The sequence below is a fragment of the Streptomyces aculeolatus genome (assembly GCF_020400605.1).
GTDB lineage: Bacteria > Actinomycetota > Actinomycetes > Streptomycetales > Streptomycetaceae > Streptomyces > Streptomyces aculeolatus.
Map to the genome: position 1 here is coordinate 269,370 of NZ_JAINRD010000004.1, position 25,627 is coordinate 294,996.

Below are 25,627 nucleotides of genomic sequence, written 5' to 3' on the forward strand. Positions count from 1 at the left end.
TTTCCCCATTCGCAGCGCATCCATGCATGACGAAACCAGCCGAAAGAAGATCGGTGGACACGCCGAAGTTTCGTACGTCTATGTCCGATTCATTCAGGACAAACCTGTCATACGATGATGCCCGCTGACCTCGCTGTCCTTCATCCCGGCACGGAAATTGCCGATATCGACTTCGAATTTACGGGCCCGACACTCGGGCGCTATGGTGCCGACGATGTTCCGATCCCCCCTCGACCCCAACCCGCCGGTGCGGTTCCGGGTTCCGCCGCCGGACTCGTACCTGGAGGCTTCGTGACCCACCCGCCGCAGACCGCGGCTCGTCCGGCCGGCGACTCCGGCAAGCCGAAGACCCGCGACCCCTTCTTCGACAACGCAAAATACCTGGCCATCGTGCTGGTCGCACTCGGTCACGCATGGGAGCCGCTGCGCGACGACAGCCGCGCCGCGTCCGCGCTCTACATGCTCGTCTACTCCTTCCACATGCCGGCGTTCATCCTCGTCTCCGGCTACATGTCGCGCTCGTTCGACCTCGGTCGGCCCGGGCGCGTGCAGCGGCTGGTCACCGGCGTGCTCGTGCCGTACGTGATCTTCGAGACCGCGTACACGTTCTTCAACCGCTGGGCCGGCGACGTCCCCGGCTACCGGATCAGCATCCTCGATCCGTGGTACCTGACGTGGTTCCTCATCGCGCTGTTCGTCTGGCGGATGACGACGCCGCTGTGGAAGGCGGTGCGCTGGCCGGTCCCGCTGGCCCTGGTCATCGCCATCGCCGCGTCCATGAGCGACACCGTCGGCAACGACCTCGACCTGCAGCGCGTGCTGCAGTTCATGCCGTTCTTCGTACTCGGTCTGATGCTCAAGCCGGAGCACTTCGACCTGGTGCGCAGGCGCGAGGTGCGGCTGCTGTCCGTGCCCGTGGGCCTGATGGCCGCGGTCGTCGCGTACTGGGCCGTGCCGCGGATGAACGCCGGCTGGTTCTACCACCGCGACTCCGCGCAGGAGTTGGGCGCGCCCATCTGGGCCGGGCCGGTGATGACGTTCGCGATGTTCGGCTGCGCGCTGGTACTCACGGTGTGCTTCCTGGCCTGGGTGCCGCGGCGCACGATGTGGTTCACGGTGCTGGGCGCAGGCACGCTGTACGGCTACCTGCTGCACGGGTTCCTCGCCAAGGGCTCGCGCTTCTGGGGCTGGTACGACAACGACTTCGCGCACACCCCGCTGGGCGCCCTCGCCGTCACGGCGATCGCGGCCGCGATCGTCACGGTGCTCTGCACCCCGCCGGTGCGGCGGATGTTCCGGTGGGCGATGGAGCCGAAGATGAACTGGCTGTTCAAGTCCGACCCCGGCGACGGCCGCGGCAGCCCGCCGCGCACGCAGCCGGCGGCGGAGCACGCCCCCGAGCGGGAGCGGGCGACCGCCGCCCGCTGAGTCCCGTACGGCACCGGCCCGGGCCGTCCCTCCGCACTGAGGGGCGGCCCGGGCCGCTCGCGTTCCCGTACGCGCCCGCAGGCCGCCCCGCACGGCCCGGGCACCGGTCGGTCCACCCGGGCCGTACGGCCCGCACGGCCCGCGCACGGCCCGCCGGCAGCGCCCGTCAGCCCGCCGGCTCCGTCCGCCGCAGCGCCGCGCGCGCCGGCAGCACGGTGCCCAGCAGCCCCAGCCCCACGGCCCCCAGGCCGAACGCCGCGACCGTCAGCGGCGGCAGGTACGGATCCCCGCCGGTGATCCCGCGGACCATCGGCACCAGCGTCGCCGCCGCGATCGCCCCGCCCAGCACCAGGCCGGCGACCCCGACGAGGAGCCCCTCCCAGCGGATCATGCCCAGCACCTGGCGGCGGGTGGAGCCGATCAGCCGCAGCATCCCCAGCTCGCGGCGGCGGTCGAGCACCGTCATGACGAGGGTGTTGACCGCGGCGATCGCGGCGAAGCCGCCGAGCACGCCGGCCATCGTGAAGTTCGCCCAGCGGTTGAGGCTGCGGTCGACGTCCTGCTGCTGCGCGTAGCCGGCCGCGTCGGTCACCGCGGTGCCGGCGCCGCCCAGGGCACCGAGGCCCTCGGCGCCGGCGCCGCTGACCAGCAGGTCCGTGTCGTACGCCGCGGTGACGTGCCCCGCCAGCGCCGCGCGGTCCAGCGTCACCTGCGCGAGCCCGAGGCCGCGCCCGTACGTGGCCGCCACCTCGGCCTTCACCGGCGTGCCGTCCGGCAGTCGCAGCTCGACGCGCTCGCCGACGCCCACGCCCGCGGAGCGGGCCAGGTTCTCGTCGAGCGCCACCGTGCCGGGCTCGTGCAGCCGGTCGAGGGCGCCGTCGCGGACGTCGAGGTCCTGGACGCGGGCGAGCCCGCCGCCGGAGACGCCCTGCGCCGTCGCGCCCTGGAGCCACCGGTCGCCCCCGCCGCCGACGGGCACCAGCACCTGCGTGCGCAGCACCCCCACCGCCGCGTCCACCCCCGGCTGCCGCGCCGCGCGCTCGGCGGCGTCGGCGGGCAGCCCGCCGGGGTGGGTGACGACGTGGTCGGCGGTGACGCCGTCGCGCTGCTGGGTCGCGGTGGCGCGGTCCTCGCTGGTGTGCATGAAGACCAGCACCGACGCGAACGCCGTCGCCAGCACGATCGGCGTGATCGCGGAGGCCAGCCTGCGGGCGTTCGTACGGGAGTTGGCGGCGGCCAGCTCCGCGCTGGCGTCGCCGGCGCGCAGCGGCAGCCCGAACAGCCCGGCGGCCAGCCGTGCGATGAGCGGCCCGAGCAGGGCGACGGCCAGCATGAACAGCATCACGACGCCGAGCGCCGCCTCCGCCGCGTCGTCCCCCGCGGAGCGCGCGGCGACGCCGCTGAGCACGGCGCCGCCGACGGCGGCGCCGACGCCGAGGACGGTGCGCACGATCCCGGGGCGCAGCCGCTCCACGGACGCCTCGGTGAGCGCCTGGCCCGGCTTGGTCTTCGCGGGCCTGCGGGAGGCGGCCCAGCCGGCGACCAGCGCGCTGAGCAGCGCGGTGCCCACGGCGGAGGCGAGCGGGATGGCGGAGATGTGCAGGTCGAGGGCGGCGGGTACCGCGTCGCGGTCCTTGAGCTGGCCGAACCACCAGGAGGCGAGCCCGATGCCGGGCAGCAGGCCGGCGAGCCCGGCGACCGGCGCGACGAGCAGCGCCTCGGCGGCCACGGAGCGGCGGATCTGCCGCGGCGTCGCGCCGATGGCCCGGAGCAGGGCGAACTCGCGCTTGCGCTGCGCGACGGAGAGGGCGACGGTGCCGGCGGCGGTGAAGACCGCGACGGTGGCGGCGATGCCGCCGAACGAGCCGCCGAGCCCGGTCAGCAGCTCCTCGGCCGCCGCGACCCCGGGGTCCTCGACGCCGCCGCGCCCGTCCCCGGTGTGCACCTCGGCCCGCTCCCCCACCGCGCCGCGCACGGCGTCGGCGAGCTGCCCGGCGCCGACGCCCTCGGCGGGCAGCACGGCGACGGCGTCGAACCGCCCCGGGTGCCCGGCCGCGCGGGCGGCGGCGTCGTCGGCGAGATAGGCGCCGCCTGCGCCTCCGCCCGCGGCGGGCGGGTCCGCCGCCGGGGCCGCGAGGCCGGAGACGCGGAACTCGCGCTCCCCGGCGGGCAGTACGAGGGTGACCGTGTCGCCCACGTCCGCGCCCGCGGCCCGGGCGGTGGCCCGGTCGAGGACCACCTCGTCCGGCCCCGGCGCCGAGCCCGCGGTGAGCGCCGCGCCGGTGAAGGCGTGCGAGCCCCAGCCCTGCGCCGTGAGCGCGGCGCCCTCCGGCCCGCCCTCCGCCGCCAGCCGGGTCGGGAACGTGACGTCCGGGACCGCCGCCCCGACGCCCTGGGCCGCCGCGACGCGCTCCACCAGGTCCGCCTTGACCCTGGCCCGGTCCGGCACCTGCTCCGAGGCGTCGTACGCACCGTCTCCGCTGCCCACGGTCATGTGCGCGCGCTGGTCCGCCGCGACGACGACCGGCGCGCCCGCGTACCGCTCGGGCGGCACCGAGGCCCGTACGCCGGTCTCCAGCAGGATGCCGCACGCCGACACGATCAGCGCCGCCATCATCAGCGCGACGAACGTGCCGGCGAAGCCGCCCGGCCGGAACCGGAGCGCGGCCCGCGCGAGCCCGTTCGTACGCGCCCGCACCCCCGCCCGCGGCAGCCCGCCGCCGGCCCCGGCCGCGCCGTTCGGGCCGGCCGTGCCGTTCGGGCCGTGCACAGCGCTCATGCCGCGTGCTCCGCGGTGCGGCTCGCGCCGCGCGGGTCCAGCGTCGTCATCCGGGCCGCGACCTGCTCGGCCGTCGGCCGCCGCAGGCTGCCCGCGAGGGCGCCGTCCGCGAGGAACAGCGCGACGTCCGCGTACGACGCGGCGACCGGGTCGTGGGTGACCATGACCACCGTGGCCCCCAGCGAGTCGACCGCGTGCCGCAGCAGGGCCAGGATCTCCGCCGCCGTACGCGTATCCAGCGCCCCCGTCGGCTCGTCCGCGAAGATCACGTCCGGCCTGGTGACCAGCGCGCGGGCGATCGCCACGCGCTGCTGCTGGCCGCCGGACAGCTCCGCGGGGCGGCGCTTGCCGTGCGCCGCGAGGCCGACCTGCGTCAGCACCTCGGCCGCCCGCGCGTGGTCCGCGCGCAGCCCGGCGAGCCGCATGGGCAGCAGGATGTTCTGCGAAACGGTCAGCGACGGCAGCAGGTTGAACGCCTGGAAGACGAACCCGAGGCGGCTGCGGCGCAGTTCGGTGAGCTTGTTCTCGCCGAGCCGCGTCAGCTCCGTACCGCCGAGGAGCACCGAGCCCGCGGTGGGCTTGTCGAGCCCGGCGGCGCACTGCAGGAGCGTGGACTTGCCGGAGCCCGAGGGGCCCATGACGGCGGTGAACGTGCCCCGCGGGAGGGCGAGGTCGATGCCGCGCAGCGCGTGGACGGCGCCGGCGCCGCGGCCGTAGCGCCGCTGTACGCCGCGTAGTTCGACGGCGTGGCCGGGGGCGGCGGGCGCCCCGTGGTCCTGCCGGTCTCCCCTGCTCCGCAGCCGCATGTCGTCCGCCCTTCGTCCTCGCCGTGCACGGTGGTGGTGACGGGGGCCGCTGCCCCGCCCGTCGTGTCTTCGACGCTACGGAGCCGGGCGGGCCCCGGCCATGGCGGCTACCGGCGGACGCGGGGTGGGGTTAACCCCAGGTGGCGAGGGGGGAGGGCCGCTGACGGCCGCGGGGGGAGCGCGGAAAGATCGCCGCAGGACGTTAGTTGTCAGGGCAACAATGAGGTAAAGTAAGTAAAGGGCTCAGGTCCCGGAACGGCCGTCCCCACGACCCCGGGAGGAACCCATCGGACACGAAGACACCTTGATTGCCATGGGCGGTGCCTTCATGGCCGCCGCCATCCTCGCCCGTGCAGGCAGCCGCATCGGGCTGCCCACCATCCCGCTCTTCATCCTCGCCGGCATCCTGCTCGGCCCGAACACGCCCGGCATCGTGCTGGTCAAAGATCCGCACGACCTCGAGATGCTCACCGCTCTGGGCCTCGTCCTGCTGCTGTTCTACCTCGGCCTCGAATTCCACATGGACGACCTGAAGTCGGGTGGTCGCCGCATGGCCGTGGCGGGCGGCATCTATCTGGCCCTCAACGTCGGCGCGGGGCTCGGCTTCGGCTTCGCACTCGGCTGGGGCACCTCCGAGGCGCTGGTGCTGGCCGGTGTGCTCGGCATCTCCTCGTCCGCGATCGTCACGAAGATCCTCGTGGATCTGAACCGGATCGGGAACGGCGAGACCAAACCCATCCTCGGCATCATCGTGATCGAGGACATCTTCCTCGCCATCTACCTGGCCGTGCTGCAACCCGTGCTCTCCGGCGCCGAAGGCCCCGGCGAAGCAGCTCTGCAGGCCGGTAAGGCGATGGCGTTCCTGCTGGTCCTGGCGACCGTCGCGCGCTTCGGCACCAAAGTCATCGGCAGGCTCTTCGACACCCGCGACAACGAACTGCTCGTCATCTCCTTCCTCGGCGCCGCGGTGCTGGTCGCGGGGATCTCGGAGTGGTTCGGGGTGGCGGACGCCATCGGCGCCTTCATGGTCGGCCTGATGCTGGGCAGTACGACGTCCGCGGAGCGGATCCGTACCCTCGTGCATCCCCTGCGGGACGCCTTCGGCGCCATCTTCTTCTTCGGCTTCGGGCTCTCGATCGACCCGGGCGACCTGCCCTCGGTCGCGGCCCCGGTGGCCCTCGCGGTGCTGCTGACGATCGTGATGAACGTGGTCGCGGGCCTCGCCGCCGCGAAGCTGTACGGCTTCGGGGCACGGCCCGCCTCGAACATCGCGCTGACGCTGCTGGCCCGCGGCGAGTTCGCGCTGATCCTCGCCACGATGGCGGCCACGGCCGGGCTCGACCGGCGGCTGTCGCCGTTCATCGCGGGGTACGTGCTGGTGCTCGCCGTGCTCGCGCCGCTGGCGGCCGGCCGGTCGCACTGGCTGGCCCGCATCCTGCCCGGGGGCAAACCCCCCGGGGACGGGGCGGCACTGGAACCGACGCCGGAGACGGCCGGGGCCAAGTGACCGCGAGGACCGGGGCGTACGCGCGCGACGGCGACGCGCGAGCGCCCCGGTCCCGGCACGTCCGCCCGTCCCGTACGCCTCACTCGCGGCAGATCAGCAGCAGCGCCCGGTCGTCCTTGACGTCCTTGGCGACCTTCTCGATCAGATGCCAGGCCGCACCCCGGAACGTGCTCGACGCGTACTGGTCCGCCTCCCCTATCAACCGGTCCATGCCCTCGGTCAGGTCCCGGTCCGGCGCCTCGACGAGGCCGTCCGAGAACAGCATCAGCACGTCCCCCCGGCGCAGCGTGCCCTTCAGCGGGTCGAACTGCGCCTCCTCCACCACCCCGAGCAGCGGCCCCTCCGCGCCCTTCTCCTCCCAGCGCCCCGAGCCCGCGCTGAGCTGCACGCCGGGTACGTGCCCGGCCGAGAACAGCTCGTAGTCCCCGGACTCCAGGTCCAGCACCAGGTGCACGGAGGTGGCGAAGCCCTCCTGCCACTCCTGGCGCAGCAGGTAGCCGTTGGCGGCGGGCAGGAAGTCGTGCGGCGGCAGCGAGCCGAGCAGCCCGCCGAAGGCGCCGGACAGCAGCAGCGCCCGCGACCCGGCCGACATGCCCTTGCCGGAGACGTCGGTGAGCACGGCCTCCAGGATGTGGCCGCCGTGGGTGCGGGAGGCGACGACGAAGTCGCCGGAGAAGGACTGGCCGCCGGCCGGGCGCAGCGACATCTCCGCGTGCCAGCCGCGCGGCAGCCGCGGCAGCTTGCTCTGCACCCGGATCCGCTCGCGCAGGTCGAAGAGCATCGTGCCGCCGCGCCGCCACGGGACGCCGACGCGGCTGCGGAACTGCGCGACGGTCAGCCCCGTCAGCCCCACCGAGGCGATCACGAGCACGGTGCCCGGCGTCACCCGGGCGGGGCCCTCGGCGTACGGGCCCAGGAGCATCGCCTCGATGATGAGCGCGGTGGCGGACGCGGCGTACAGCGCGAGGAGGCTGGCGGGCCGCAGCACGAGGCCGCCGATGAAGATCGGCAGGACGAGCGCGGCGGGCGAGACCCAGGCCGGCGAGAGGAGCGTGCCGGCGGCGAGCGCGGGGATGGTCAGCAGCAGGACGACGAGGGCGATCCAGTCGGAGCCCTCACCGCGGAAGTAGTCGACACCGGCCCTGCGCACGCCGACCCGGACCCGGTGCAGCGTCTTGTGCCACCGGGCCGCTTGCGAGGTGGAACCCGCACCTCCGGCCATGCCCCGGGACCCTATCCACCCGCCGCGCCGGGCGTCGATTCACGGCGTGCCGACCGCACTCTTCGGGCGGCACTGCCGGAATCGTATGCGAATTCGCGGCGTTTGGAACGAAGGAGGGCCTGCCCGGACGCAGTTGGGACGAGGGTCACGCGGGCTGGCACGAGGGGCACCAGAAAAGGTTGCGCGCGGCGAGGGTGGCGGTGCGTACGCCGGTGCCGCAGAGGTGGCAGGGGCGGGCCGCGCGGCGGTAGACGTAGACCTCGCCGCCGTGCTCGTCGACGCGCGGCGGGCGGCCCATCGCCTCGGGGAGGTGCTCGGGCCGGACGGTGTCGATGCGCCCGGTGCGTACGCCCTCGCGCATCAGCACCGCGAGGTCGGCCCAGACCGCCTCCCACGCGGGGCGGCCGAGGTCGCGGCCCGCGCGGTAGGGGTCGATGCCGTGCCGGAAGAGGACCTCGGTGCGGTAGATGTTGCCGACGCCGGAGATCACCCGCTGGTCCATGAGGAGCGTGGCGACCGGCGCGCGGCTGCGCGAGATCCGCGCCCACGCCGCCTCGCCGTCGTCGCCGGCGCGCAGCGGGTCGTCGCCGAGCCGGGCGTGCACGGCGTCCTTCTCCTCCTCGGTGACCAGTTCGCACGCCGAGGGGCCGCGCAGGTCGGCGTAGCCGGCGCCGGTGGCCAGGCGCAGCCGGACGGCGCCCACGGGCGCGGGCGCGGGGCCGTCGCCGAAGGCGACCTTGCCGTAGATGCCGAGGTGGACGTGGAGGTGGCCGACGGGCCCGAAGCCGAGGAAGAGGTGCTTGCCGTGGGCGTCGGTGCCGGTCAGCCGGCAGCCGTCGATGAGCGCGGCGCCGTCGGCGAACTTGCCCTGCGGGCTGGCCGCGCGCACCGCCCGGCCGCCGAAGCGCACGCCGTACTCGACGGACAGGCGGTGGATGGTGTGGCCCTCAGGCATACGCCCTCTCTCGCTCCGGTCCCGTCCGGGTCCGCCCGGTCCGGTCCGCCCGGTCTGCCCCTGCGCTGCGGCCCGCGGATGCGGCCGCTACGGCTGCGGGTGGTGCGCCGGCACGTCGGGCAGCTTGCCGCTCTGCTCGTACGCGCCGAGCATGTCGATGCGCCGCTGGTGGCGCTCCTCGCCGGTGTACGGGGTGGCGAGGAACACCTCGACGAAGCTGGTGGCCTCGTCGCGCGTGTGCATCCGCGCGCCGACGCTGACGACGTTGGCGTCGTTGTGCTCGCGCGCCAGCCGCGCCGTCTCCTCGCTCCACGCCAGCGCCGAGCGCACGCCCGCCACCTTGTTGGCGGCGATCTGCTCGCCGTTGCCGGAGCCGCCGATGACGACGCCGAGGCTGCCGGGGTCGGCGACGGTGCGCTCGGCGGCGCGCAGGCAGAACGGCGGGTAGTCGTCGGCGGCGTCGTAGATCAGCGGGCCGCAGTCGACGGGCTCGTGCCCGTGCTCCCGGAGCCAGGCGAGGAGGTGTTCCTTGAGTTCGTAGCCGGCATGGTCGCTGCCGAGGTACACGCGCATGTCCGGGAGTCTACGGGCCCCGCTCAGCCCCGGTGCGCACGCCCGGCGATGTGCCAGGCGGCGGGCAGCGCGCCCATGGCCAGGGCGGCCTTCAGCGCGTCGCCCAGGAGGTACGGGGTGAGGCCGAGGGAGACCGCCTCGCCGAGGGGGACGTCCAGCGAGAGGGCCAGGTACGGCACGCCCACGGCGTAGATGAGGGCGCTGCCGAGGACCATCGTGCCGGCTGTGCGCCACACGTCGCGGTCGCCGCCGCGGCGGGCCAGGGCGCCGACGGCCGCGGCGGCCAGGAGCATCCCGAGGACGTAGCCGAAGGACGGCATCCCCCACCCGGAGGAGCCCTCCGCGAACCACGGCATCCCGGCCATGCCCGCGGCCGCGTACAGCAGCAGGGAGAGGAACGCCCGCCCGGTGCCCAGCGAGGCGCCGACGAGCAGCGCGGCGAAGGTCTGCCCGGTGACCGGCACCGGCGAGCCGGGCACGGGCACCGCCAGCTGCGCGGCGGCGCCGGTGAGCGCCGCGCCGCCGGCCACGAGCGCGGCGTCGCGCAGCCGGGCGCGGGCCGCGGTCGAGGCGGGCAGCACGTCGGCGAGTACGGCGCCGGGGCGCGCGTAGTGCGGGGAGGAGACGGCGGCAGTGCTCATCGGGTTCTCCGGTCTCGGTTCGCGGGTCCGTCACGGGGTACGGGGACGCTGCGTACGCTAGCCGACGGCCCCGGGCCGATCACCGTGGAAAGGTGCCAACCCGTCGCACAGATACCTGTCACTCCCCCGCACCCCCGCGGCCACCGGCCCGGGGCTGCGATTCCGGCATCCGAGCAGGTCACGTGAGATACGCCACACCGTGATCGGGTTTCGGTCCGGCCCAACTGCCCGGCCGCACGCCCGACTCCCGCTGTGGAACCCCTCCAACGCCGGCTCTCCGCCCCCGGCGCGCGCCCGGCGCATGCCGCACACTGAATCGTCCCCACGCACACCCCCCACAGGACACCCCGCATGAGCGCAACCCCCCACGCCGACGGCACGGCGGGCGCCGCGGACGCCGCGGCGCCCTCCGTCCCCTCCACCTCCTCCACGTCCCCCGCCCCCGTACCGTCCGCCCTCGGCACCGGCCTCAAGCAGCGCCACCTGACGATGATCGCCCTCGGCGGCGTCATCGGCGCCGGCCTCTTCGTCGGCTCCGGCGCCGGCATCGCCGCCGCGGGCCCCGGCATCGTCCTCGCGTACGCCGTCTCCGGGCTGCTCGTCATGCTCGTGATGCGGATGCTCGGCGAGATGTCCGCCGCCCACCCCGCCTCCGGCTCCTTCTCCGTCCACGCCGAGCGGGCCTTCGGCCCGTGGGCGGGCCTCACCTCCGGCTGGATGTACTGGACGCTGCTGGGCGTCGCCATCGCCGCCGAGGCCATCGGCGCCTCGCAGATCGTCACGGGCTGGCTGCCGGGCACCGAGCCCTGGATGTGGGTCCTGCTGTTCATGGCCGTCTTCTGCGTCACGAACCTGGCGGCGGTCGGCAACTTCGGCGAGGCCGAGTTCTGGTTCGCCGGGCTGAAGGTCGCGGCGATCAGCGCCTTCCTCGTCCTCGGCCTCCTCGCCGTGCTCGGCATGCTGCCGGGGACGGACGCGCCCGGCACCGCGAACCTCACCGGCGCCGGCGACGGCTTCCTGCCCAACGGCTCCGAGGGGCTGCTCGTCGGCCTGCTCGCCTCCGTCTTCGCGTACGGCGGGCTGGAGAACGTCACCATCGCCGCCGCCGAGTCCGAGCACCCGCGGCGCGGCGTCGCCCGCGCGGTGCGTACGGCGATGTACCGCATCGCGATCTTCTACGTCGGCTCCATGCTGGTCGTCGTCGCGCTGATCCCCTGGGACGACCCGGCGGTGAAGTCCGGCCCGTACGCCGCCGCGCTCGACCACGTCGGGATCCCGGCCGCCGGCGAGGTGATGAACGTCGTCGTGCTGGTGGCGCTGCTGTCCGCGATGAACGCCAACATCTACGGCGCCTCGCGCATGGCGTACTCCCTGGTCGCCCGCGGCCAGGGCCCGCGCTTCCTGGGCCGGCTGACCGACCGCGTGCCGCGCCGCGCGGTGGTCGCCACCTGCTCCTTCGGCTTCGCCGCCGTGCTGCTCAGCTACCGCTGGCCCGACACGCTCTTCCAGTGGCTGCTGAACATGGTCGGCGCCGCGATCCTCGTGGTCTGGGCGTTCACCGCCGCCGCCCAGCTGCGCACCCGCCGCCGGCTCGAGCGCGAGGCGCCGGAGCTGCTGACGGTGCGGATGTGGGCGTACCCGTACCTGACCTGGGCGGCGCTGGCCGCGATGGGCGGGATCCTGGTGCTGATGCTGCGCGAGCCGGACTCCCGCACCCAGTTGCTGACCACGGCGGGGCTCGCGCTGGCGCTGTCCCTCGTGGGCCTGGTACGTCAGCACCGCCGCCGGGGTACCCGCATGACATGATTTCGCTGTCGGACCTGCGAGAGACGAAGGAGTCCCCCCGTGCCCGGTGAGAACCTGACCCGCGAGGAGGCCCGGGAGCGCGCGCGGCTCCTGGAGGTCGAGGCGTACGAGGTCGAGCTCGACCTGCGTACGGCGGTGGCCCCCGCGGCGGAGCCCTTCCGGTCGGTGACCACCGTGCGGTTCCGCTGCGCCCAGCCGGGCGCGGCGACGTTCCTCGACCTCATCGCGCCGGACGTGACCGCGGTGACGCTCAACGGCCGGGACCTCGACCCCGGGGCGGTCTTCGACGGCGCGCGGATCGCGCTGGAGGACCTGGCCGCGGAGAACGAGGTCGTGGTCGACGCGCGCTGCGCGTTCAGCCGCACCGGCGAGGGCATGCACCGCTTCGTCGACCCGGAGGACGGCGAGGTCTACCTCTACACGCAGTACGAGCCGGCCGACGCCCGCCGGGTGTTCGCCACCTTCGAACAGCCCGACCTGAAGGCCCCGTTCACCTTCACGGTCACGGCCCCCGGCCACTGGACGGTGCTCTCCGGCGCCGCGCTGGCCGGCTCCCCGGAGCGGCACACCGATGCCTCCGGGACCGACGCCGCGACCTGGCGGTTCGAGCCGACCAAGCCGATCTCCACGTACATCACGGCCGTCCTCGCCGGCCCGTACGCGTACCTCCGGGACCGCTACACGCGCACGTTCGACGACGGCCGCGAGCTGGTCGTGCCGCTCGGCGCGCTCTGCCGCAGGTCGCTCGCCCGGCACTTCGACGCGGACGACATCTTCACCGTCACCAAGCAGGGCCTGGACTTCTTCCACGACCACTTCGACTACCCCTACCCCTGGGGCAAGTACGACCAGGCGTTCGTGCCGGAGTACAACATCGGCGCGATGGAGAACCCCGGTCTGGTCACCTTCCGCGAGGAGTTCGTCTTCCGCGGCAAGGTCACCGACGCGGCGTACGAGCGCCGGGCGAACGTCGTGCTGCACGAGATGGCGCACATGTGGTTCGGCGACCTGGTGACCATGGAGTGGTGGGACGACCTCTGGCTCAAGGAGTCGTTCGCCGACTACATGGGCGCGCTGGCGCTCGCGGAGGCCACCCGGTTCAGCGGGAGCTGGATCACCTTCGCCAACCGGCGCAAGGCGTGGGCGTACCGCGCCGACCAGCTGCCGACGACGCACCCGATCACGGCCGACATCCAGGACCTGGAGGCGGCCAAGCTCAACTTCGACGGCATCACGTACGCGAAGGGCGCCGCGGTGCTCAAGCAGCTCGTGGCGTACGTCGGCCGGGACGCCTTCATGGAGGGCGCCCGCCGCTACTTCAAGCGGCACGCCTTCCGCAACACCCGCCTGGCCGACCTGCTGGCCGCGCTGGAGGAGACCAGCGGGCGGGACATGTCGGCGTGGTCCCGGTCGTGGCTCCAGACCGCCGGCGTCGACACGCTCACGCCGCGGGCGACGTACGACGCGGACGGCCGGATCACCGAGCTGGCGATCCTGCGCGAGGGCCCGGAGGCCGGCCCGGGCGCCGCGGCCGGGGCGCCGCCGCGCCCGCACCGCGTGGCCGTCGGGCTGTACGCGCAGCCGGGCGCCTCCGGCGAACTGGTGCGCTACGCGCGCGCCGAGGTCGACGTCACCGACGGGCACGCGGCCGTCGGGGAGCTTGCCGGGCAGCCGCGCCCGGATTTGATCCTCGTCAACGACGACGACCTGACCTTCTGCAAGGCCCGCTTCGACGAGGACTCGCTCGACACCGTCCGCGAACGCCTCGGCGACCTCTCCGACCCCCTCGCCCGCGCCATCGCCTGGGCCGCCGCCTGGGACCTCACCCGCGACGGCCTCATGCCCGCCCGCGACTACCTCGGCCTCGTCCTGCGCTTCGCCGGCCGGGAGACCGACATCGGCGTGCTCCAGGGCCTCCACCAGCAGGCCCACTACACCGTCGACCACTACGCCGCCGCAGGGCACCGCGCCGAGGGCGAGCAGGCGCTCGCCGAGGGGGCGCTCGGGGAGCTGCGGCTTGCGCCGCCCGGTAGCGACCACCAGCTGGCGTGGGCCCGCTTCTTCGCCTCCGTCGCCACCACCGAGGAGGACCTCCAGCTGCTGAGCAGCCTCCTCGACGGCCAGGCGAAGATCGACGGCCTCGACGTCGACCAGGAGCTGCGCTGGGACCTGCTGCTCCCGCTCGTCGCCCACGGCGTCGCCGACGCGGCGGCCGTCGAGGCCGAACTGGCCCGCGACGACACCGCGTCCGGCAGGCGCCACCAGGTCCGCTGCCTGGCCGCCCGGCCGGACGCGGCGGTCAAGGAGGCGGCGTGGCGGGCGGTCGTCGACTCCGACGAGCTGTCCAACGCGATCGTCGAGGCGACGATCTCCGGCTTCACCCGGCCCGGGCAGCGGGAGCTGCTCGCGCCGTACGCGCCGCGGTACTTCGCGGAGATCGAGCGGATCTGGCGGGAGCGGACGATCGAGAGCGCCATGGCGGTCGTACGGGGCCTCTATCCGGCGCTGCAGGCGCACCAGGCGACGCTGGACGCGACGGACACGTGGCTGCGCGGCACCGAGGGCTCGGCGCCGCCGGCGCTGCGGCGGCTGGTGTGGGAGGCGCGCGACGACCTGGCGCGCGCGCTGCGCGCGCAGGAGCGCGACGCGCAGGACTGAGCCCCGGGGGGCCGGCCCCGACAGCCTTGGCCGGCCCGTGAGTTCGGCAGTCGAACGTGTGCGCATTGGCCCCGGCTTGTCCGCATTCTTCGACGGCCCTGTAACAGCGGTTAGGGGAGGGTGGGCGGCCGGGAATCCAGCCGCCATGAACGCGAACTCGCCCTCCCCGGCACCACTCAGCCCGCGCCCGCTCCACCACGCCGCCGGCGTCCGGGGCCAGGTCATGACCGCCCGGCAACTGCGCGAGCACGGCGTCGCCGCCGCCGACACCGCGCAGCGCTGCCGCCCCGGCGGCCCCTGGCAGCAACTCCTGCCCGGCGTCTACCTCCTGCATGCCGGGCCACCGACGCCGCAGGAGCGCCTGCACGCGGCCCTGCTCTACGCCGGCCGGGCGCCGGCCCGCGCCACCGTGCCCGGCCAGACCCGCGGCACGACCGCCTCCGCCCCGGCGCGGGACGCCGCCCCGGACCCGTACGGCGACGCGATGCTCACCGGGCTCGCGGCGCTCGCGCTGCACGGCTTCGCCGCCGCCCCGCCGCTGCTCGCACTCGACCGGATCGACGTCCTGCTCCCCCGCACCCGCCGGCTGCGCTCCACCGGCCTCGCCCGCCTCGTCCGCGCCCACACGCTGCCCCGCCCCGCCCGCATCACCGGCCTGCCCGTGGCCCCGGTCCCCCGCGCCCTCGCCGACACGGTCGCAGTGCTCACCGACGCCGCCGACGTGCACCTCCTGCTGACGGAGGCGGTCCGCGGCGGCCACTGCGAAGCGGCGTCGGTGGTCCGGGAGCTGAGCCGGGCCCGGCTGCTGGGGCGCCCGCACGTGATCGACGCGGTGGACACCCTGATCGCCGAGGGGCGCGCGCTGGCCGAGGGCCGGCTGTACGACATGGTCGACATCCACGCCCTGCCCGACCCTCTCTGGAACGTCGACCTCCGCCTGCCCGGCGGGCCCCACCTCGGGGGCGTCGACGCCTACTGGCCGGACCACGCGGTCGCCGTGGAGATCGACGCCCGCACCCCGCGCCGCACCTCCCACGACGACCGGGCGCTGTGGTCCCAGTACGCGAAGAAGCGGGAGACCCTGGAGCGGCTGGGCATCACGGTCGTCCACGTCACCCCGCGGGGGCTGCGCGAGGCGCTGGAGCAGCAGGCGGAGGCGGTCCGCGGCGCCATGCTGGCCTCGGCGGAACGCGAACAGGCCGCCCACGTGGTCGTCCTGCCCCGCTGACCGGTCCGCTGCGGCCGCGCCGGGCATCCTTGCTGGTCCGAAGGGATATCGGGGCATCGTTGTTGTTACCGCCGACGATGCGGACAACCTACGAAACGGGAGTAGCCCCGATATCCTTTCGCGGACAAGCAGGTCGACTCCGCAGCGAAGTCGCCCGCCCCTGAGCCCCGCGTCCGGCCGCGACGCACTCCGCGTCGGCGGCCGGGCCCGGGGGTTCAGTGTGCCGGGGGCGGCCCGGGGCGATGCTCCCCTGTGGGCTCATCTCCCTGTCACGCTTTGACCGTCACGTGCCTGGCTGCGGAAAGCTGATGGGCACGGTCATAAACGTCGCGCGCAGTCTTGTTGGACCGGTAGGGGCGGAGAAGCGATTTCATCCTGGCGACTCGTTCGTCCACGCGACCTGAGTGCACCGTGGGATAGTCGTCCAGAATTCGGTTCCAGGTGGCACACGCAGCCTCCAGGTGACCTACTTCCAACTGCCGTTCGGCCAGCATGGCGCCGAACCAGAGCGCGGACCTCCTGCTGTCGGTGGCATCACGTAAACGAAAGTGGAGCTGAAAGGACGACACGCTTCCTGCCACGTCTCCGAGCCCGTACCGGACTTGGGCGGTGGCATAGGCAACGGTGGCCGGAGTGAAGCCACCGAACCTTCCCGGTTGGCTCTCCGCCTTGTCCATGGCGATCTCGGTCTCACGGATGCTCTGCAAGGCACGTGTCCGGTCACCGGCAACCGCGTAGGAGTGTGCCTGCTGCCCTGCGAAGAAAGCGCGCATCCGGGGCTCCGCCGTCGGTGCTGCCGCCGCCGCGGCATCAGCCAGGCGGCGGGCCGCGGGACCGTGCCCCAGGTTCACGGCCTGAACCGACATTCCCCGGAGAATGTGGCAGTAGGTCTTGTGATCAGCGGCGGCACCCGCCAACTCCAGGCCTTTGACGTAGTACCGCTGGGCGAGCCCCTGAAGGCCCTCGTCAACCGCCATCCAGCCGGTCAGGTAGCACAGGAGGGATGAAGCGGAAAGCATGGCCTCGCGGACGTGGCTCGGGCCATCGGCCCGCAAGTAGGGGGCGACCGTGTTGGCGATGAAGGCCGCGGCCATTGGCCGCGCATAGCGCCCACCGAAGTGGTCGTCGAGATCTCCGAGACGGTCGGTCATCATCGTCACGGCTTCGACGTCCCCCATACCGATACGCCGTGCCTGACCGGTCTTGACGGCCTCCATGCGGCCCACGATGTCGGGCCACCCCGGAACGGTCAGAGCGACGGAGTAGAGTCCGGCGCTCAACACCCCTCGACGGGACGGGTCCATGTCGCTCCTCACGAGGTCTACCAGCTCTTCCACGGTACGCGGAAACGTTCGATTCTCCGGGGTGGTGCGGGCGGTGGCGAAGCCCAACTCGGCGGGGGTCACGGGGCGCCCCAGCCTCCGCGCCAGAACTTCCACGATGAACGGCCTCGCGACCTGACGCGGTGTCGTGCCCCCTAACCACTGACTGACCGAGGGTTGGTCATAGTGCAAGGTCACACCGGATTCAGCCGCCAGCCGGTTGACCGCGCGAATGAACTGGGTCTCGCTCAGCCCCGACTCCGCAAGGAGTCTGCCCAGTTGGACGTTCGGCCCACCCTTGCCCACACGTAACTCCGTCCCCGGGCTCTAATGACTCTCATGCTTCGGCCCTCACTCCACGCTACCGGCCGGTGCGCGCTCTGCGTTGTCATTCATGAGCACTCAGTGATGAGGGAGGACTGACCATGGCCGACTCAGAGCCCCGGGCCGGAGAGCTGGCGCGCGACGGTCGTACCGACGGCGTCGGCTTCTACGTGGGCCGGGAAGGGCCGGCCGTAGCGCCGCGCCGCACAGACGGGGAGACCGGGACCGATGGGGCCGAGGATCAGGACGGCAACTCGGCGACGACGGGGACGAGGCGGGATCCATGACCGTCCATACGCGCCAGTTCGTACGCAGCGCCCGTTCCGTCGGTCGGGCGCGCGACTTCGTCGCGGACCGCGTAGGCGATGCTGTCTGTGCCGACCGCGCCGACGACATCCGCCTGTGCGTCTCCGAGTTGGCGACCAACGCCCTGCTGCACGGCACCCCCCGGGGCCGTCAGTTCCGGGTGCACGTCACCATCGAGGACGATGCCGTGCGGATCGAGGTCCATGACGCCAGCGACGCCCCCCCGTACGTGCGCGACCCCGCCGACACCGACGACTACGGCCGCGGCCTGCGACTGGTCGCCGCCCTCGCCGACGAGTGGGGCACGTCCGACCGCACCGGTCCCGGCAAGGCCGTCTGGGCCTCGTTCAAGGCCACCGCCCCCGCGTTCTCCCGCCCGTTCACGACAACGGCGTACCGCGGCGAGGACGCCGGGGTTCCCCATGGCGAGGCGTACCGGCGCGTGTTCGGCGGCGCCGAGGCGTGAGGTGCGTGGGCTTCCGGGGAGCGGAGCGGGGTGCCGGGGGATCCGGCGTCCGTGGGCGGCCGGGCCGGGGCCCGCTCCGGCCGCGGGTGGGCGGCCGGAGCGGGGCCGGGTCAGGACCCGGCCGCTGCCGCGTCGGACTGCTGGGCTCGCAGGGCGCGTTCCACGCCGGCGCGGGATTCCGTCACCATGCGGCGCAGGGCCGGCGGCGGCTGGGCCTCCGCGAGCCAGGCGTCCGTGGCGTCCAGGGTGGCCTGCGAGACCTGGAGGGCCGGGTAGAGGCCGACGACGATCTGCTGGGCGATCTCGTGGCTGCGGGAGTCGAAGACGTCCTTGACCGCGTCGAAGTACTTCGACGTGAACGGAGCCAGCAGGTCGCGCTGGTCGGTCTGGACGAAGCCGCCGATGACCGCCTCCTGGACGGCGTTGGCGAGGTTGCCCTCCTCCACGACCTCCGTCCACGCGCGAGACTTCGCCGCCGCGGTCGGCCGGGCCGCCCGCGCCGAGGCCGCGTGGCGTTCGCCCGCCGCGGTCTTGTCGCGCTCCAGCTCCGCCGCGATGGCGTCGTCGCCGGCGCGGCCGGTGGCGGCCAGGCGGTGCAGCAGGGCCCAGCGCAGCTCGGTGTCGACCTCCAGGCCGTCGATCGTGCGGGAGCCGTCGAGGAGGCCCGCGAGCAGGTCGAGTTGGCCGTCGGTGCGGGCCGTGGCCGCGAAGGCGCGGGCCCAGGCGAGCTGGTGGTCGCCGCCGGGCTCGGCGGCGTGCAGCTGCGTCTCGGTCTCCGCCGACCAGCGGGCCAGGCCGGAATCGCGCCAGTCGGGCGCCGCGTAGAGGTCGAGGGCCAGCTTCACCTGGCGGTGCAGGGACTGCACCACGCCGATGTCGCTCTCCTTGCGGATGCCGGAGAGGACGAGGTCCAGGTAGTCGCGGGTGGCCAGCTCGCCGTCGCGGGTCATGTCCCAGGCCGACGCCCAGCACAGCGCCCGGGGCAGCGTGGTCTCGAAGTCGCCGAGGTGGCGGGTGACCACGTCCAGGGAGACGGGGTCGAGCCGGACCTTGGCGTAGGTGAGGTCGTCGTCGTTGAGCAGGACGACCGCGGGGCGGGGGCGGCCCGCGAGCTGCGGCACGTCGGTCAGCTCGCCGTCGATGTCCAGCTCCAGCCGGTCGGTGCGGACGAGCCGGCCGTCCTTCAGGTCGTACAGCCCGACCGCGACGCGGTGCGGGCGCAGCACCGCCTCGCCCTTGGCGCCGGCGGGCAGTGCGGGGGCCTCCTGGCGGATGGCGAACGACCGGACGACGCCGTCCGAGTCGGTCTCCAGCTCGGGCCGCAGCACGTTGATCCCGGCGGTCTCCAGCCAGGCCTTGGACCAGGCCGCCAGGTCGCGGCCGCTGGTCTCCTCCAGCGCGCCGAGCAGGTCGCTCAGCCGGGTGTTGCCGAAGGCGTGCCGCTTGAAGTACGCCTGCACGCCGCGGAAGAACTCGTCCTCGCCGACGTACGCCACGAGCTGCTTGAGCACCGAGGCGCCCTTGGCGTACGTGATGCCGTCGAAGTTGACCAGGACGTCGTCGAGGTCGGAGATCTCGGCCATGATCGGGTGCGTGGACGGCAGCTGGTCCTGGCGGTAGGCCCAGGTCTTCATCTGGTTCGCGAACGACGTCCACGCGTGCGGCCAGCGCGAGCCGGGCGCCTGGGCGAGGCAGGCGGTGGCGGAGTAGGTGGCGAACGACTCGTTCAGCCAGAGGTCGTTCCACCACTCCATGGTCACCAGGTCGCCGAACCACATGTGGGCCAGCTCGTGCAGGATCGTGTCGGCCCGCATCTCGTACGCCGCGTCGGTGACCTTGGAGCGGAACACGTACTGGTCGCGGAAGGTGACCGCGCCCGCGTTCTCCATCGCGCCGGCGTTGAACTCCGGGACGAAGAGCTGGTCGTACTTCTCGAACGGGTACGGGTAGTCGAAGCGCTTCTGGAACCAGTCGAAGCCCTGCCGCGTGACCTCGAAGATCGCCTCCGCGTCCAGGAACTCCGCGAGCGAGGGACGGCAGTACACGCCCAGCGGCACCGTCCGCCCGTCGCCCTCCCAGGTGCCGTGCACCGACGCGTACGGCCCGGCGATCAGCGCCGTGATGTACGTCGAGATGCGCGGGGTGGGCGCGAAGCGCCACACCCCGCCGGCCGGCTCCGGCGCGGGGGAGTTGGAGATGACCTGCCAGCCCTCCGGCGCGGTCACCGTGAAGGCGAACGTCGCCTTGAGGTCGGGCTGCTCGAAGCTGGCGAACACCCGGCGCGCGTCGGGCACCTCGAACTGCGTGTACAGATACGTCTCGCCGTCCACCGGGTCGACGAAGCGGTGCAGTCCTTCACCCGTATTGGTGTACGCGCAGTCGGCGACGACCCGCAGTTCGTTCTCCCCCGCGCGCAGCCCCGGCAGGGCGATCCGGGAGTCGGCGAAGACCTCGGCGGCGTCGAGCGCGGTGCCGTTCAGCACCACCTCGTGCACCTCGGGCGCGACGAGGTCGACGAAGGACTCCGCGCCCTCCTCGGCGGCCGAGAAGCGCACCGTCGTCACCGACCGGAAGGTGCCCCCCTCCTCTGCCTCCTTGGCGCCGGAGATGTCGAGGTCGATCTCGTACGCGTCCACCTTCAGCAGGCGCGCGCGCTCCCGCGCCTCTTCCCGGGTCAGATTCGTGCCAGGCACCTGGGCTTCTCCTTACCCCTACGACTGACCGCAATCCTCGCACGCGGGGCGCATGCGCGGAGCGGGCTGTGGATGACCGCGGCACCGGGGCCGCAGACCCCGGTGCCGCCTGTGGAAAACCCGGCCGGGCGGGGGCCCGGGCGCCGGTCGTCGCCGGTCAGCGCCGCTCCGCCGCCACCAGCTCCGCGATCTGCACCGCGTTCAGCGCCGCCCCCTTGCGCAGGTTGTCCCCCGAGAGGAACAGCGCCAGCCCGTTCTCCGCCGTCTCGTCCCGCCGGATGCGCCCCACGTACGACACGTCCCGCCCGGCCGCGCCCAGCGGCGTCGGCACGTCCGCGAGCGCCACGCCCTCCGCCCCGGCCAGCACCTCCGCGGCCCGCGCGGGGCTCAGCGGCTCGGCGAAGCGGGCGTTGACCTGGAGCGAGTGGCCCGTGAAGACGGGGACGCGGACGCAGGTGCCGGAGACCTTCAGCTCCGGGATCTCCAGGATCTTGCGCGACTCGTGGCGCAGCTTCTGCTCCTCGTCCGTCTCGTTCAGCCCGTCGTCGACGACGGAGCCGGCCATCGGCAGCACGTTGTACGCGATCGGGGCCACGTACTTCCGCGGCTCGGGGAAGTCGGCCCCGGCGCCGTCCCGGGTCAGCTTCGGCGCCTCCTCGCCGACGGCGCGGACCTGCTCGAACAGCTCCTCCACGCCCGCGAGGCCGGAGCCGGAGACCGCCTGGTAGGTCGCGACGACCATGGAGACCAGGCCCGCCTCGCTGTGCAGCGGCTTGAGCACCGGCATCGCGGCCATCGTGGTGCAGTTCGGGTTGGCGATGATGCCCTTGGGACGGTCGGCGACCGCATGCGGGTTGACCTCGGAGACCACGAGGGGCACCTGGGGGTCGCGGCGCCACGCCGAGGAGTTGTCGATCACGACCGGGCCCTGCGCCGCGACCTTCTCGGCGATCGCCTTGGCAGTGGCGCCGCCGGCGGAGAACAGCACGATGTCGAGCCCGGAGTAGTCGGCGGTGCCGGCGTCCTCCACCGTGACCGCACCGCCCGGAGCGTCCCGCCACGGCAGCGTGCGCCCCGCGGACCGGGCCGAGGCGAACAGGCGCAGCTGGTCCACCGGGAAGGACCGCTCGGCGAGGATGTCGCGCATCACTCCGCCGACCTGGCCGGTGGCTCCGACGATTCCGATCTTCATGGCTCTCCGTTCACGGGTGCGGGTCCGCCCACCATGATGCCGGGCGCCGGGCGGCTGGCTCCACTCGTTTCCCCTGCCCAGCCGCCCGCCCGGGGAGCGTCCGCGCCCCGGACTGAGACACACGCCACAGGGGCGGGACACCGGTGCTCCGGTATCCCGCCCCCGCGGGTTCCATCAGTACGTACGGGACGTGCCGGACGTACGGGACGTGTGCGCCGGTGCTACGGCACGACCGTCCCGATCCGCACGCTGCCCGCGCCCGCCACCGTGCCGCGGGCGTTCTGCAGCTGCACCTCGCCGAAGAACTCGCGTCCCTCGGGCCCGGGCGCCGCCACCGTGACCTCGGCCGCGACCTCGGCGCTCGCGCCGCTGTCCAGCTCCACCGGCTCGTCGCCGACGCTCACCTCGCCCAGCGCCGGGGAGAAGTACACGTCGCGGTAGTCGTACTCCGTCGTGCCCGCCGGTACGTCGTAGGCGAAGACCTCCACGGTGTACGTCCCGGGCTCCGGGTCCAGGAGGGTGACGCCCTCCTCCGAGTCGGCGTCCGCGGACTGCGCCACCGGCTCGCCGTCGCGCAGGACCGTCAGGTCCAGGTCCGCGTTGGCGTCGGAGGTGCCGCCGATCACCGCGTCGAGCCGGGTGACGCCCTCGGTGACCTCGATCGTCGTGGTGCTCGTGTCACCCGCCGCGATGCTCGGGCGCTCCGTGAGGCCGGAGCCCAGCGGCCCGCCGGCGAGCTTGCCGGCGACCGGGGCGAACCCGTTGGCCACCGTCCAGTCCACCGGGCTGGGCGTGCCGACCTTCGCCTCGTCGATCGTCTGCACCTCGGGGTCGAAGGCCGCGCCGAGCACGGTCGCCTCGACCGTGAAGGGGTTGTCCAGCTCCGGCGAGGTGCGCCGCGACTCGACCTCGATCTCCCACACGCCCGGCATCGGGTTGTCGTAGGAGCGCAGGTCGGGGCGGCAGGTGTTGGCCGGGTTGTCGTAGTTGTTGTAGCAGAAGGGCGTCGAGGAGTTGTCGGCCGGAATGCCCCACGGGTCGATCGCGATCCAGCGGGTCTGGCTCTTGCCCGCGAGGCCGCTCATCGCGACCTCCAGGGTCTTGGCGCCCTCGGGGACCTTCACGAAGTACGAACGGGTCGCGTTGCGCTGCGTCTCGTCCGACACCCGGTGCCCGTACGCGGGCGCCGCCAGCTCCTGCGAGGTGACCACCGTCGTCAGCACCCGGTGGTCGATGCCCTCGGTGCGCTTGCCGTCGACCAGCAGCGCGGCGCTGTGCAGCCCCGCCGAGCGCGGCTTGGCCTGCACCTTGACGGTCAGCGGCTGGCCGCGGCGCAGCGTGACGTCGTCGTCGCCGAGCAGCTTGAACGTGCCGTCGTTGCCCTGCCACTCCAGCTCGTGCGGCGTGCCGCCGGCAGGACCGGTGGTGCGGGTGAGGGTGATCTCGTACGTCTCGGACTCGCCGCGCGCCGGGCCGCTCTCGCGGTCGTACACGCCGGTGCCCACGCCCGGGGTGGCGAGGAAGCCGTCGAGCACGGTGTCGACGGGCGCCTTCACCTGGTACTCGTACGCCGTGGCGCCGTCCTCCAGGGAGTCCCAGGCGTCCACGATGTCGACCCGGCCAGCGCCCTCCGCGTAGGTCTGCACGCCGGGGATGTGGTCGGCGGTGGAGGTCAGCGCGGTGCGCAGGGCGTTCGGCGTGACGTCGACGCCCTCCCGCTCGGCGGCGGACAGCAGCAGCGCCGCGGCGCCCGCGGTCTGCGGCGAGGACATCGAGGTGCCCTGCAGCATGCCGTAGCCGGGCGGCAGTTCGTAGCCGGCCTCGGCGACGGGAGAGCCGGGCTGCCAGGTCGGGATGGTGTTGACCGACGCGCCGGGGGCGGTGATCGTCGGGGTGGCGCCGCCGTCCTCGCGCGGACCGCGGGAGGAGAACGGCATCATCGCGTACTTGGTCCTGACCTGGCTGCCGTAGTTCGACGCCCAGGTCTCGCGGGAGACGGCCGCGCCGACGCTGATGACCTTGTCGGCCAGGCCGGGGTCGCCGATGGTGTTGGCGCCGGGGCCGTCGTTGCCCGCGGAGATGATCAGCTGCACGCCGTAGGTGTCGATGAGCCGGTTGTACAGGGCGGCGCGGGCGTTGTTGCCGTCGTTGAGCGGCGGCAGGCCGCCGATCGACATGTTGACGACGTCGACGCCGCGGACGGCGACCAGGTCGATCATGCCCTCGGTGAGCGCGACCGCGGTGCAGCCGCCGCTCCAGGTGCAGGCCCGGGAGGAGACGAGCTTGGCGCCGGGCGCGGCGCCGTTCATCCTGCCGCCGAAGAGGCCGTTGGCGGCGGTGATGCCGGCGACGTGGGTGCCGTGCGCGCCCTCGACGACGCCGATGTTGACGAAGTCCTCCTTCTTGCCGACCCAGTCCCCGCCGTACGGGTCCATCGGGACGTCCTTGCGGATCTCCACGACGAAGGGGATCGCCTCGGCGATCGCCGTGGCCGGGTCGTCGGCGCCGAAGTAGGCGAACTTGTGGTCCTCGCCGTACGGGGCCATCGGCTTGTCGTTCGTGAAGTCGCCGTCGTCGCCGAGGTCGACGCGCACCGTGCCGGCCGCGGCGTCGTACAGCAGCGCCCAGGAGTCGGTGGTGTCGCCGTCGCGGTTCAGGTCGCCCTGCATCTCGCCGCCCAGCGTGGCGTTCTCGCTGAAGAGGCTGACGGAGTAGGCGCCGCGCGGCGCGGTGTACTCGCGCTCGTTGTACGTGAAGGACGGGCCGGAGACGTCGGTGACCATCGGGCGCCAGGTGCGGTCGCCGTCGACGATCGGGTCGGTGGCCGTCACCCAGTCGGTGATCTTGCGCTCGCCGGTGGTGGTCCTGCGCAGCGCCGGGTGGGCCAGGTCGACGCCGGAGTCGAGGATGCCGATGGTGACGCCGCGGCCGTCGGCCTTCGGGTTCTTCTTGACGAAGTCGACGGCGCCGGTCTCGTGGGCCGGCTGGTACGGGTTCTTGGCCGGGGTCGAGCGGTCCGGGGCCGGGTAGAGGCCCCGCGCGCCGCTGCCCTTGTCGCCCTCGGCCCGGTCGGCGCCGGGCCGCGGGTCCGGCAGTTCGATCTCCTCGTTCAGATCGATGCCCTGGACCGCGGACAGCTTCGCGGCCTTGTCGATGGCGGCGTCGGCGCGGCCGGTGGGCACCGTGGCGCGGACGTAGCCGAGTTTGTCGTGCGTACGGCCGACGGAGGCGCCGCGTACGCCGCGGAAGGTGTCGGCGACCCGGGCGGTCTCACCGGGCTCGACGGCGACCAGCAGCGTGACGTTCTTGTCGCCCCCGGCCTTCGCCTCGGCGAGCAGTTCGGCGTCCTTCGCGCCGAGTTTGTCCGCCGCGGCCTTGGGCCGGTCGGGCTCCGGTGCCCCCTCCGCCGCCTGGCCGGCTGCCGAGCCGGTCGCGGTGAGCGCGGCGGCCAGGCCGGCCGCGAGTGCTATCCGGGCGGCGGTGCGTGACCGGCCGCCCCCCGGTATGCGCCCGGGTGTGCGTCTGGGAGAGATCGTCATCTCTTGTTCAACCCCCACCTGTGTGGAAACCGGCATCCGGTGCCGACTGCCCGCATATCTATCAGCAAGGCACGCGCGCGCGGGGGGAGTTGAGTGTGGCGGATTGCGGCGTTGGCGCATAGCCGCCAAAGGGGCGTGCGCGGCGCGTTCCCGCCGCGATGAACCCACGGTGACCGTGGCCA

16 protein-coding genes are annotated in these 25,627 nt (G+C 73.6%); 6 read left to right on the forward strand and 10 right to left on the reverse strand.

All coding sequences use genetic code 11. From position 1 onward, the window contains the following. Positions 1-291: 291 nt before the first annotated feature. Positions 292-1,428, forward strand: coding sequence for an acyltransferase family protein (locus LG396_RS09850; RefSeq protein WP_225794421.1), 1,137 nt, complete (start codon positions 292-294; stop codon positions 1,426-1,428). 166 nt (positions 1,429-1,594) lie between these two features. Here the strand turns inward: LG396_RS09850 and LG396_RS09855 are convergent, their stop codons facing one another. Both LG396_RS09855 and LG396_RS09860 read right to left on the reverse strand, forming a co-directional pair. Next, positions 1,595-4,207 (reverse strand): FtsX-like permease family protein, encoded by a 2,613-nt coding sequence (locus tag LG396_RS09855; protein ID WP_263978909.1) that lies wholly within the window; start codon positions 4,205-4,207, stop codon positions 1,595-1,597. Continuing rightward, positions 4,204-5,013 (reverse strand): ABC transporter ATP-binding protein, encoded by an 810-nt coding sequence (locus tag LG396_RS09860; protein ID WP_018834267.1) that lies wholly within the window; start codon positions 5,011-5,013, stop codon positions 4,204-4,206. The genes LG396_RS09855 and LG396_RS09860 overlap by 4 nt, the downstream gene beginning before the upstream one ends. A 313-nt stretch (positions 5,014-5,326) precedes the next feature. Here LG396_RS09860 and LG396_RS09865 point away from each other — a divergent pair, with 313 nt between their 5' ends. Beyond that, positions 5,327-6,520: a cation:proton antiporter gene (locus LG396_RS09865; protein WP_018841590.1), complete on the forward strand. Its 1,194-nt coding sequence runs from the start codon at positions 5,327-5,329 to the stop codon at positions 6,518-6,520. A gap of 79 nt (positions 6,521-6,599) precedes the next feature. Here LG396_RS09865 and LG396_RS09870 read toward each other — a convergent pair whose 3' ends face one another. From LG396_RS09870 to LG396_RS09885, 4 genes are all read right to left on the reverse strand, one after another. Beyond that, positions 6,600-7,742, reverse strand: a complete 1,143-nt coding sequence (locus LG396_RS09870) for a PP2C family protein-serine/threonine phosphatase (protein WP_018834265.1) — start codon at positions 7,740-7,742, stop codon at positions 6,600-6,602. 145 nt (positions 7,743-7,887) lie between these two features. Then, positions 7,888-8,697 carry an Fpg/Nei family DNA glycosylase gene (locus LG396_RS09875; protein WP_018851199.1) on the reverse strand — a complete coding sequence of 270 codons (810 nt, stop codon included), beginning with the start codon at positions 8,695-8,697 and terminating at the stop codon, positions 7,888-7,890. Positions 8,698-8,784: 87 nt separating this feature from the next. Further along, positions 8,785-9,270, reverse strand: coding sequence for a ribose-5-phosphate isomerase (locus LG396_RS09880; protein ID WP_018834263.1), 486 nt, complete (start codon positions 9,268-9,270; stop codon positions 8,785-8,787). Positions 9,271-9,293: 23 nt separating this feature from the next. Then, on the reverse strand, positions 9,294-9,911 hold the full coding sequence (locus LG396_RS09885; protein ID WP_225794422.1) for a biotin transporter BioY: 618 nt from the start codon (positions 9,909-9,911) through the stop codon (positions 9,294-9,296). A gap of 351 nt (positions 9,912-10,262) precedes the next feature. Between LG396_RS09885 and LG396_RS09890 the strand changes: the two genes are divergently transcribed. The 3 genes from LG396_RS09890 (at position 10,263) to LG396_RS09900 (ending at position 15,603) form a co-directional block, all read left to right on the forward strand. Then, positions 10,263-11,717: an amino acid permease gene (locus tag LG396_RS09890; protein WP_225794423.1), complete on the forward strand. Its 1,455-nt coding sequence runs from the start codon at positions 10,263-10,265 to the stop codon at positions 11,715-11,717. 39 nt (positions 11,718-11,756) lie between these two features. Then, the gene (pepN, locus tag LG396_RS09895; RefSeq protein WP_225794424.1) at positions 11,757-14,375 is read left to right on the forward strand and encodes an aminopeptidase N; all 2,619 of its coding nucleotides are present in this window, start codon (positions 11,757-11,759) and stop codon (positions 14,373-14,375) included. A 145-nt stretch (positions 14,376-14,520) separates the two neighbouring features. Then, on the forward strand, positions 14,521-15,603 hold the full coding sequence (locus LG396_RS09900; protein ID WP_225794425.1) for a hypothetical protein: 1,083 nt from the start codon (positions 14,521-14,523) through the stop codon (positions 15,601-15,603). Between the two features lie 269 nt (positions 15,604-15,872). Here LG396_RS09900 and LG396_RS09905 read toward each other — a convergent pair whose 3' ends face one another. Next, positions 15,873-17,231, reverse strand: coding sequence for an NsdA family TPR-like regulatory protein (locus LG396_RS09905; protein ID WP_225794426.1), 1,359 nt, complete (start codon positions 17,229-17,231; stop codon positions 15,873-15,875). A 301-nt stretch (positions 17,232-17,532) separates the two neighbouring features. Here LG396_RS09905 and LG396_RS09910 point away from each other — a divergent pair, with 301 nt between their 5' ends. Further along, positions 17,533-18,021 (forward strand): ATP-binding protein, encoded by a 489-nt coding sequence (locus LG396_RS09910; protein WP_225794427.1) that lies wholly within the window; start codon positions 17,533-17,535, stop codon positions 18,019-18,021. A 110-nt stretch (positions 18,022-18,131) separates the two neighbouring features. Here the strand turns inward: LG396_RS09910 and pepN (LG396_RS09915) are convergent, their stop codons facing one another. From pepN (LG396_RS09915) to LG396_RS09925, 3 genes are all read right to left on the reverse strand, one after another. Next, positions 18,132-20,714 carry an aminopeptidase N gene (pepN, locus tag LG396_RS09915; protein WP_225794428.1) on the reverse strand — a complete coding sequence of 861 codons (2,583 nt, stop codon included), beginning with the start codon at positions 20,712-20,714 and terminating at the stop codon, positions 18,132-18,134. Between the two features lie 157 nt (positions 20,715-20,871). After that, positions 20,872-21,906: an aspartate-semialdehyde dehydrogenase gene (locus LG396_RS09920; protein WP_225794429.1), complete on the reverse strand. Its 1,035-nt coding sequence runs from the start codon at positions 21,904-21,906 to the stop codon at positions 20,872-20,874. A 221-nt stretch (positions 21,907-22,127) separates the two neighbouring features. Next, the gene (locus LG396_RS09925; RefSeq protein WP_225794430.1) at positions 22,128-25,445 is read right to left on the reverse strand and encodes a S8 family serine peptidase; all 3,318 of its coding nucleotides are present in this window, start codon (positions 25,443-25,445) and stop codon (positions 22,128-22,130) included. Between the last annotated feature and the right edge of the window lie 182 nt (positions 25,446-25,627).

What these genes read in the sequence shown, in the direction of transcription:
- LG396_RS09860 (WP_018834267.1), bottom strand. Translation starts at nt 5,013, where the DNA reads ATGCGGCTGCGGAGCAGGGGAGACCGGCAGGACCACGGGGCGCCCGCC.
- LG396_RS09900 (WP_225794425.1), top strand. Translation starts at nt 14,521, where the DNA reads ATGAACGCGAACTCGCCCTCCCCGGCACCACTCAGCCCGCGCCCGCTC.
- LG396_RS09855 (WP_263978909.1), bottom strand. Translation starts at nt 4,207, where the DNA reads ATGAGCGCTGTGCACGGCCCGAACGGCACGGCCGGCCCGAACGGCGCG.
- LG396_RS09910 (WP_225794427.1), top strand. Translation starts at nt 17,533, where the DNA reads ATGACCGTCCATACGCGCCAGTTCGTACGCAGCGCCCGTTCCGTCGGT.
- LG396_RS09890 (WP_225794423.1), top strand. Translation starts at nt 10,263, where the DNA reads ATGAGCGCAACCCCCCACGCCGACGGCACGGCGGGCGCCGCGGACGCC.
- LG396_RS09875 (WP_018851199.1), bottom strand. Translation starts at nt 8,697, where the DNA reads ATGCCTGAGGGCCACACCATCCACCGCCTGTCCGTCGAGTACGGCGTG.
- LG396_RS09885 (WP_225794422.1), bottom strand. Translation starts at nt 9,911, where the DNA reads ATGAGCACTGCCGCCGTCTCCTCCCCGCACTACGCGCGCCCCGGCGCC.
- LG396_RS09865 (WP_018841590.1), top strand. Translation starts at nt 5,327, where the DNA reads ATGGGCGGTGCCTTCATGGCCGCCGCCATCCTCGCCCGTGCAGGCAGC.
- LG396_RS09880 (WP_018834263.1), bottom strand. Translation starts at nt 9,270, where the DNA reads ATGCGCGTGTACCTCGGCAGCGACCATGCCGGCTACGAACTCAAGGAA.
- LG396_RS09870 (WP_018834265.1), bottom strand. Translation starts at nt 7,742, where the DNA reads ATGGCCGGAGGTGCGGGTTCCACCTCGCAAGCGGCCCGGTGGCACAAG.
- LG396_RS09920 (WP_225794429.1), bottom strand. Translation starts at nt 21,906, where the DNA reads ATGAAGATCGGAATCGTCGGAGCCACCGGCCAGGTCGGCGGAGTGATG.
- LG396_RS09925 (WP_225794430.1), bottom strand. Translation starts at nt 25,445, where the DNA reads ATGACGATCTCTCCCAGACGCACACCCGGGCGCATACCGGGGGGCGGC.